At 47.6% G+C, this 1,329-nt stretch carries 1 protein-coding gene; it reads right to left on the minus strand.

Going from position 1 to position 1,329, the window contains the following annotated elements; genetic code table 11:
* Positions 1 to 213: 213 nt before the first annotated feature.
* A complete protein-coding gene (locus ACKTSG_RS14260) occupies positions 214 to 1,122 on the minus strand; it encodes a DMT family transporter (RefSeq protein WP_407895687.1) in 909 nt (302 codons plus the stop codon).
* Positions 1,123 to 1,329 lie beyond the last annotated feature (207 nt).

Genomic DNA, 1,329 nt, shown 5'->3' on the forward strand with positions numbered 1-1,329 from the left:
ACGAATCGAACGGATAGCGCTCAACTCCTGATAAGCCGTTCTGACAATTTTCTGACAATTTTTGGGTAAAAACGTTGTAAGCCGCGTCAACACTGGGCTCAAATTGAGAAGGCAGTAATTAAACACCCATTTTCTCATTTAGTCAACGGTTTTCTCACCTTTTTCAAAAAAGGCCACTGATTTTAGCGTGAAAATGGTGAAATAACTGAGCGTTCATTGTGTTGGCGCAGGATTCTTTTGATGGACTGGGATCAACTGAATGAAACTGGTGCTTAACACCAACAACCCACCAATAATTTCCGGTATGCCAAAGTGAGCATGAAAAACCAAAATCGCCACCACCGTAGCCGTCAGCGGCTCAAACACATTGAGCATGCCCACCACTGTCGGCCGTACGGTTTTCAAACTGGCCAAATACAGCAAGTAGGCAAATAAGGTGCCAAACAGCGTCACATAGCCGATCCCTAACACCACTTTGCCAGTGATCACCGGCGCTTGCGTGAAGATCAAAATCGGCGACAATACCAACCCAGCAAATAACATCGCCCAAGCGATCACGATCTGCGCTGGCACTTCTTGAAGCAACTTCACTGGCATCAAAGTGTATAAGGCTGCGCCAACACCAGCGGCGATCCCCCAAAATAAACCTTGAGGCGTCAATGCCAAAGTCGTCAAGCGGCCATGCGTCACTAACAGCAACATCCCAACGAAAGCGACTGCCAGTGAGATCAGATCCACCCGTTGCGGCCATTGGCGTTCTTTAAACGCCAAATAGATCACGATAAATAATGGCGATAAATATTGCAAGACAGTGGTGGTGGGGGCATTTGAGGTAGCCACCGAAGTGAAATAAGAAAATTGCGACACCACCACGCCGCCGACCCCAAACAATAAGGCGCTGCGCAATTGGCGTTTATTTTTCCACACACTTAACGTTGCTTGACGTTGGGTCAATAAACACCACGCCATCAGTAATATTCCAGAAGCCAACAGGCGCACTGCCACTAGCCAATCTGGCCGCAATCCCGCGGGACCAAATAGCCACTGCGCCACATTCCCAGACACGCCCCAAAGTACCGGTCCCAATATTGCACACACAAACCCTTTTTGTTGCGCCGACACAGCGACACCCCCACTAATAATTTCATAACGTCTTCGATACTACCGCGCAGACCCCTGGATGCGCAATACAAAAAGTTTTGGGTCTAAAATTTTTGGTGTTGAAGAGTACTTCAACGCTGGAAGTTTTAGGCCTTTTTAGATAACACAAAAACACCTACTCCCTCCAGTGTTATGCTTTAAGCGACCAAACCAAAAGATAAACGAGGT

Source organism: Lacticaseibacillus salsurae (genome assembly GCF_045862175.1).
GTDB lineage: Bacteria > Bacillota > Bacilli > Lactobacillales > Lactobacillaceae > Lacticaseibacillus > Lacticaseibacillus salsurae.